This window comes from Synechococcus sp. H55.9 (genome assembly GCF_047462355.1).
In the GTDB taxonomy this organism is placed as follows: domain Bacteria; phylum Cyanobacteriota; class Cyanobacteriia; order Thermostichales; family Thermostichaceae; genus Thermostichus.
Window position 1 is genome coordinate 5,076 of the sequence record NZ_JANSJB010000055.1, and the last position, 7,277, is coordinate 12,352.

Consider the following 7,277-nt stretch of genomic DNA (forward strand, 5'->3'; position numbering starts at 1 on the left):
CAATCTGCTGCCGCAACTGCTCGGCTGTAGCTTGCTGGTGCTGTCGCTCCTGCTCCAGTTGCGCCTTTAGGGCGGCAACCTGCTCTTGGTAGCGCTCCAGTTGGGCTTTGTATTGCGCGGTAGCTTTGTGAACCTGCTGCGCTGCCTGCAGCGGCGAAGCGTAGAGGGGAGGCTGATCCGGAATGGTGGACCACTGCTCCACCATCACTTCCCAACTGTTGGCAGCTCCTCGCCGTCGCCGTAGCTGCTGCTGCTTGTCGAGGGCCCACTCCAACCAGTGGGGTTGCACCCAGCCCTGCTGCACCAGGATCTCCCCCAACTTGCGCTCGGGGTGGTGCTTTTGCTGAAGCAGAGCTTGATACACGTGCTCCAGCTCCAGGTAGCCGTGCAGCACCAGGATCTCGCCGATGCGCACCAACTCGACCGGGATCAAAGGATAGAGATCTTGCGGGGCAACCCAGCCGTGCTGCATACACAGCTCCCCCAACATCAGGGGGCTGTCCGCCTTTTCCCACATGGCCTGAGCCAACTGGGCGGGGGTGAGCAACCCCGCTTTGTTGAGGGCTTCCCCCAAGCGGATCTCGAACTTCTCCCGCTCAATAGCGGCTGGGCTGGAGCTGGTCAACGGATTCATGGGGCCTCTCGGACATGAGGAGTAAGCTTAACTACAGCTATCATGTCGGAAAATTCTTAGAAAGGCGAGGGAGCGCAACTGTGATGCATTTTGTCAAGCCGGGGATCCACGGATGTTGCAGGAATGTCCATCTTTAAGCTGCAAGAGGCCGTTGTTCCCGGCTCTGAGCAAACTGCTGAAGCCGGCGCAGCATCAGCAATTGTCCCAAGCCCAAGGGCAAGAGAGAAACGGCTTCTACCCGCAACTGCACCCAGCCGTTCCCCCACCGCCAATCACAGTAGCCATCGGCTCCGCCCCACATCAGCAGGCGCAGCCGTTCCGGCAGCAGGGTTTCCACTTGGTGCAGGATCGAGAGGGGGCCCCATTGGACGGCAAAGGTGCTGCCCGGCTCCAGCCTGGCGGGCAGGGATCCCTGCAATTGCTGTGGCCAGATCCACTGCTGCAACAACTCCACCTCGGTCAAGCAGCGCTGTATCGTCGATGCACTGGCCTCGACTTCGATGCGGATGGTGGAAGATTGGAATGTCCCGAGCATCCTTGTCCCGCGTAGGTGACCCCAAAACCAAAGCGGCAAGGGGGTGACCCCTGTCAACTCTATTCTGGCCGATTGCTCCCGATTTGCCTTTGAAAACGGCTCGTCCCCATGTGGTGGCCATCTTGGCCCAAAGTCTGGATGGCAAGCTGGCAGCTCACCGCGGGCAAAGGCCCCACTTCGCCAGCGCCGAAGACTATCGGCACCTGGAAAACCAAGCTGCCCGGCAACAGGCTTTGATTATGGGGGCGGCCACGCTGCGGGCCTACGGCACCAGCCTTCGCCTCCGGGATCCCGAGCTCATCCAACGCCGACTCCAGCAGGGCCTCTCCCCTCAGCCTCTGACGATCATCTGCTCCGGCAGCGGGGATATTCCTGAGGATTTGCCGTTTTTTCGGCAGCCCCTCACCCGTTGGCTGTGGACCACTCCCCAGGGATCCCGGATTTGGGAGAACCGCACCGGCTTTGCAGATATCTGGGTGGCTGCCGATTGGGATCTACTGGCACGGCTGGCCCGCCTGCGCAGTTTGGGCATTGAACGGGTGGGGTTGCTGGGCGGGGGGCGGCTTTTGGGGGCGTTTTTGCAGGCAGGGAGCTTGGATGAGCTGTGGGTAACCCTGGCGCCGGTGTTGCTGAGTGGGTATGCCGATGCCCCGGCTAGCATCGAGGGCTGGCAACTGCAGGGATCCCCGCCCCAGCTGGAGCTGCTGGAGTGCCACCGTGGCTCTAAGGAGCTGTTTTTGCGCTACCGGGTCGAGTGGCCCTGAGGGGGCTCGCGAGAAAAAATTTTTGGACAAATTTAGATTTCTCAGAAATCCACAGGTTTTCCCCAGACTTTCCACAGGCGGGCGGGCTGTTTTCCACAGACTCCTTGCCACAGGAAACGGCAGCGAGGGTTTCTGTGGAAAAGTCCAAACTGGAAAGTTCAAGCGGATACACCTTTAGAAATGTAACGGGATCGCGCCGTTTTTGCCGATGGCATCAAAACCAGCGGCGGACTCTAACAAACTTGGAGCCGCTGCCCAGGATTGACAGCCCCCATGGGGCAGAGGGCAGAATAGCCGCACCTGAGGTGAGGGGGAGATTTTCCTGGCAGCTCTCCTCAGAGGCAAAGAACCCTTTGCCCAAGAACTCTATCCCTTCTCCTGCCTGAGACAAGGCCAAGGGGCAGCCTGGTATCCTCTGGCCGCTGCCGGACGGGCTAGGGGCAAACTTCTACAGACTGTCTTGCTTTTGACGGGGCTGATGCGGCCCCCGGCATACCCAAGTTAGAGAGCTGGGTTGGTTTGTTTGCGATTCCCTTCTAGGCAGGCCCGGTTTTGGCCGGATCCCTAGGTTTTCTTGGTTTCACTGTTAACCCCGAGTAGGTGGTTGGGCTATGGATTCTCCCACCGTCAGCATTTTGAGCGAAATTCCCGAGGAGCTACACGACACTCTCAAAAACTACCTCTCTCGTCACCCCGACTGGGATCAAGATCGGGTGGTGACGGCGGCACTCTCGCTATTCCTGCTCCAGAGCGGAGACACAGATCGGCGCGCCGCCCGTATTTACTTAGACAGCCTGTTTCGCCGCAACTGAGCCCTCGGAAGGCAAGCCCCGAGGATGGCCCGATGCATGGGCGGGGGGTTAGGAACACTCTGTCAAGAACGTCCTACTAACCTGAACTGTTAACCTGAGTAGGAAGATGTCCCGCTGTTGCCGCATGCCGGCGGGAAGGGTAAAAAGGGATCCACCAAGGGAAAAACCGTGCCACAGGGCTTCGGGCGAGGAAAAAGCGACCGGCAGACGGCTGGGCCAAAGGGCCTAGGACGAGGCTCCGCTCTACCCCCCTGCCCTTCCCCGGAGGCGACCCTGGCGCTGGCCGAGCGCCACCGACAAGCAGGGGATCTGGAGACGGCACTGCACCTCTGCCGGCAGCTTACCCGGGCCCATCCCCACCTGTTCGCCGCCCAGGCGTTGCTGGGATCCCTCTATCTGCAGATGGGGGATCCCTGCCAAGCCCTGACCCCCCTGCAATTGGCTTTGCATCTGAGAAGGGATTGGGTGCCAGCCTGGCAGGAGCTGGGCGATGCCTGGATGCAGCTCGGCAACCCAGAGGAAGCGGCGCGCGCCTATGAACAGGGCCTGGCTTTTGCTCCTGCCGATGGGCAACTGCTCTTGCGGTTGGGCAGTTGTTGGCTGGCTTTGGGGAAACGGGAGCAGGCGATTGCGGTGCTGCGCCAGGCCGCAGCAGCCCAGCCTCCCCAAGTTTATGCTTTGGCGGCTTTGGGGAACGCCCTCCTGTTCGACAACCAGCTTGGGGAAGCGGAAGCCTGGTTTCGCCGCGCTCTCGCCCTGGCGCCGCAGGAGGGGCGGATTCTCGTCAACCTCGGCCACTGCCTGCACCTACAAGACCGCCTAGAGGAGGCCGCCGACTGTCTGCGACAGGCCATCCCGCTGCTGCCGGAGGAGGCGCAGCCCCACAACAACCTGGGCACCGTCCTGCAAGAGCAAAACCAACTCGAGGCCGCTATTGAGGCTTATCGACGCGGCCTGCAGTTGGCCCCCGACTGGCCGGAGATCCATTACAACCTGGGCACGGCCTTGCTCACCCTGGGCCGCTATGAGGAGGGGTGGCGGGAGTACGAATGGCGGCTGCAGCGACAAGGGGCAGCCTATCCGCGCTTCCTCTCGCCCCTGTGGCCGGGATCCCCTCTGGGCCAGCAGACGCTGCTGATCTACGCCGAACAAGGGCTGGGGGACACGATTCAGTTTGTGCGCTACCTGCCGCTCTTGGCCGCCGCCCATCCTGCAGCCCAAATTTTCTTCCGCTGTCAGGGATCCCTCGTCGAGCTGGTGCAAGCCGCCTTCCCCCAGGTACAGGTTATCTCGGAGAGGGATCCCTTGCCCTCTTTCGACCAGCACCTGCCCTTGCTCAGCCTGCCCCACCGCCTGGGCACCACGCTGGAGACAATTCCCGCCCGCATCCCCTATCTGACCTGTCCCGATGGGAGCTCGGCCTGGCCGGAAGATTGGCCAGAGCTTCCCCCGCGAAAACTGAAGGTGGGACTGGTATGGGCCAGTGGCCGCCGCGCCAACCCTGAGCTAAACCGCGTGCAAAGGCTGAAAAGTTGTCCTTTGGACTTGCTGCTCCGGGAATTGCCAACGTCCGCCATCCAGTGGGTCAGCCTACAGGTGGGGGAAGATCTAAGCCCAGTGGGATCCCTCCTGGAACAGCACCAGGTGATGGAGTTGGGATCCCGTTTTCGCCATTTTGTCGATACAGCCGCAGCCGTTGCCCAGTTGGATCTGGTGATCAGCGTCGATACAGCCGTTGCTCATTTGGCCGGCGCGATGGGCAAGCCGGTGTGGGTGCTGTTGCCCTTTGCCGCCGATTGGCGCTGGCTCCTCCAGCGGCAAGACAGCCCCTGGTACCCTGAGACAATGCGCCTGTTTCGGCAAAACACACCAGGAGACTGGGTTGGCGTGTTGCGGCAGGTGCGGGTCGCCCTCGAAGAGACGCTGTCAGGGATCCCTTCTCAAAACCCCACCTATTCCTCGCCCTGAACGATGCGCTGAAACAAATAGCCGGTGCCGCGGGCCGTCAGGATCAGCTCTGGATTGCTGGGGTCATCTTCCAGCTTGGCCCGCAGCCGCGAAATGTGGACATCCACCACCCGCGTATCCACATGGCGCTCCGGGGTATAGCCCCACACCTCCTGCAAAATCTCGGAGCGGGAAAACGGCTCCCCCGAGCGGCTGACCAACAGCTCCAGCAGACTGAACTCCATCCCGGTCAGGCGGATGCGCTCGTCCCGTTTATAGACCTGCCGCTTGTTGGTATCGATGCGGATATCCCCCACCTGAATCACTCCAGAACTGGGGATCCCCTCGTGGCTTGCCCGCGCCACCCGTCGCAGCACCGAGCGAATGCGGGCTTCCAGTTCCTTGGGCGAAAAGGGCTTGACCACATAGTCGTCTGCCCCCAGCTCCAACCCCGTGATGCGGTCGGCCACATCCCCCAACGCCGTCAGCATGATGATCGGAATGTCGGATTCCTTGCGCAACTCCTGGCAAACTCCATAGCCATCCAGCTTTGGCATCATCACATCCAGCACCACCAGGTCGGGATCCTGCTTGTGGAAAACCTCCAGCGCCTCCTCGCCATCCGAAGCCGTAACCACGTCGTACCCGATCATGGACAGACGGGTTTCCAAAATGCGTCGAATGCTAGCCTCGTCGTCGACCACCAGAATCCGTTCCTTACGCTGTGCTTCCACGGTGCCGCAACTCCTGAACTTCTCAATAAAAAAGATTAGAAAAATTGAGGCAAGCGCTAAATTGGGGTGAGCAGATGCAATGGGGCCGATCTGGAATGGATGGGTTTGCCCAGGGAATTTCAGACCCCCCAACTCCTCGTCTGTTGGCGGCCAAAGCCGCACCTCAAGGATGCAGCCCTGGGAAACAGACACAGAACAGCAGGCTCTTTGGCCACCGGACTCGATCTTAAAGTTCTAAACTTTGTCCAGCAGCACAGGCGTGGCCCCCTGACAAACCCTTGCGGTTGACCCCTGCCAAACCTGAGAAACCTTCGTAAGAAGTTACTTTCTACTCCCTAATTTATCATCCAGAAACGGCTGCTACCCCACCTTGACGCTCTATTCTGCGGCAATTTAGCCCAACTTGATACATACCTTCACAACTTCTTCAGGTTGCGACAAGGGCTGCGCTGGGTCGGAATGACTCGAATGGCTATTCGGCAGAAAAAGTGGCTGCCGCCACTCCCTAGCCGTTGGCAGTGGGAAGAGTATAGCAACTGTCCAGCAGGCCAGCGGAACGGATTTCGCGGTCGGCGTGATGCTCCAAAACGCGCCGCAACAGACGTTCTGCCTCCAGCCAAGCCGCCAAGGGCAGCGAATCTTCGGCCAGGGGCAAAGTTGGACTGGGCAGGGATCCCAAAGCTTGCAGGACGGAACTGGAGACCCAGACAATTGGGCTGGGCCGCTGCGCCACCCGGCAAGGATCGCAGACCAAGCCGCCCAATTGCGGGCTGAAAAAAACGTTATCGACCAACCCCCCCCCGCAGAAGTGACAGGCTTGCACCTGGGGAGCGAACCCTGCCAACGCCAGGAGGTGATACAGCCCATGGATGAGCAAAGGCAAAACGGCCCGCTCCGAAGCGGCCCGTTCGATGCGTTGCAAGTGTTCCACCAACACCACAAACAGCTCTTCCTGGGCTTGGTCGGGCAAGGCCAGTAGCAAGGCCACCTCCGCCAGGTACTGGGCCGCCGTGAGATGGGCCAAGCTGCGGCCAAGACGAGGAAAAGTCTGGAGAGTTTCCACCTGGACAATGCGCTGCAGACGTTGGCAGGCCTCCGTCTGGGCAGACCAGCGCCCCCGCGCGATCAGCAGCTCGTTGATGACAAAGGGCTCCATTCGCCCTCCCCACTTGGAAGGCTGCTTACGGGATCCCTTGGCCACCGCGCGGATCAAGCCTTGCTCGCGGGTCAAGATGGTTATGATCCGATCCGACTCGCCCAGCGGGATCCCCTTTAGGTTGATGCCCGTCACCCGATAGGTGCGCCCACTCATGCGGTTCCTCTGGCTTGCAGCTCTTGCATGAGCTCCAGCCCCCAAGAGGTGCCGATGCGGCTGGCCCCTGCTTGGATCATGGCCTCTGCTTGAGCCAGCGTGCGAATGCCGCCCGAAGCTTTCACCCCCACTTTACCCCGGCTGAGCTGCCACAACAGTTGCACATCTGCCGGCGTCGCCCCGCCCATCCAGCCGGTGGAGGTCATCAAAAAAGCTGCCCCCGCATCGATGCAAATCTCCCCGGCCAGCTTTTTCTCTGCCTCGGTCAAGAGGGCCGTTTCCAAAATGGCCTTGACGCAAACCCCCGTTTCTTCCACCAGTTGGGCAATCTCGGCATGGAGGCGATCCAGCTCCCCCGCCTTGAGCCAGGCCAAGTTGATGCGGACATCCAGCTCCCGGCACCCCTGCTCCACCGCCAGTTGAGCCTCATAGAGCTTAGCCTCCGCAGTGGTGGTGCCCAAGGGAAACCCCACCACCGTGCTTACCTTGACCGGGGATCCATGCAGCCGCTCCACCACCCGCGGCACGTAACAAGGTGG

The 7,277-nt window shown here is 60.8% G+C and carries 7 protein-coding genes and 1 pseudogene; 3 read left to right on the forward strand and 5 right to left on the reverse strand.

Going from position 1 to position 7,277, the window contains the following annotated elements:
• Positions 1-634 (reverse strand): annotated as a pseudogene (locus NW857_RS08420) (hypothetical protein); the annotation flags it as partial.
• A gap of 133 nt (positions 635-767) precedes the next feature.
• Positions 768-1,169 (reverse strand): hypothetical protein, encoded by a 402-nt coding sequence (locus NW857_RS08425; RefSeq protein WP_414335052.1) that lies wholly within the window; start codon positions 1,167-1,169, stop codon positions 768-770.
• Positions 1,170-1,258: 89 nt separating this feature from the next.
• Here NW857_RS08425 and NW857_RS08430 point away from each other — a divergent pair, with 89 nt between their 5' ends.
• From NW857_RS08430 to NW857_RS08440, 3 genes are all read left to right on the forward strand, one after another.
• Positions 1,259-1,933, forward strand: coding sequence for a RibD family protein (locus NW857_RS08430; protein ID WP_414368647.1), 675 nt, complete (start codon positions 1,259-1,261; stop codon positions 1,931-1,933).
• A gap of 611 nt (positions 1,934-2,544) precedes the next feature.
• Complete coding sequence (locus NW857_RS08435) at positions 2,545-2,745, forward strand: DUF2811 domain-containing protein (RefSeq protein ID WP_011430239.1); 201 nt, start codon at positions 2,545-2,547, stop codon at positions 2,743-2,745.
• A gap of 168 nt (positions 2,746-2,913) precedes the next feature.
• On the forward strand, positions 2,914-4,713 hold the full coding sequence (locus tag NW857_RS08440; RefSeq protein ID WP_414368648.1) for a tetratricopeptide repeat protein: 1,800 nt from the start codon (positions 2,914-2,916) through the stop codon (positions 4,711-4,713).
• On the opposite strand, the gene rpaB is transcribed toward NW857_RS08440, so the two are convergent.
• From rpaB to deoC, 3 genes are all read right to left on the reverse strand, one after another.
• Positions 4,698-5,426, reverse strand: coding sequence for a response regulator transcription factor RpaB (gene rpaB / locus NW857_RS08445; RefSeq protein WP_414335055.1), 729 nt, complete (start codon positions 5,424-5,426; stop codon positions 4,698-4,700). The genes NW857_RS08440 and rpaB overlap by 16 nt on opposite strands.
• Positions 5,427-5,931: 505 nt before the next feature.
• The gene (gene recO, locus NW857_RS08450; RefSeq protein WP_414335056.1) at positions 5,932-6,738 is read right to left on the reverse strand and encodes a DNA repair protein RecO; all 807 of its coding nucleotides are present in this window, start codon (positions 6,736-6,738) and stop codon (positions 5,932-5,934) included.
• Positions 6,735-7,277 (reverse strand): deoxyribose-phosphate aldolase (deoC, locus tag NW857_RS08455; RefSeq protein ID WP_414368650.1); only part of this gene is annotated, 543 nt, incomplete at its 5' end. The genes deoC and recO, both read right to left, overlap by 4 nt.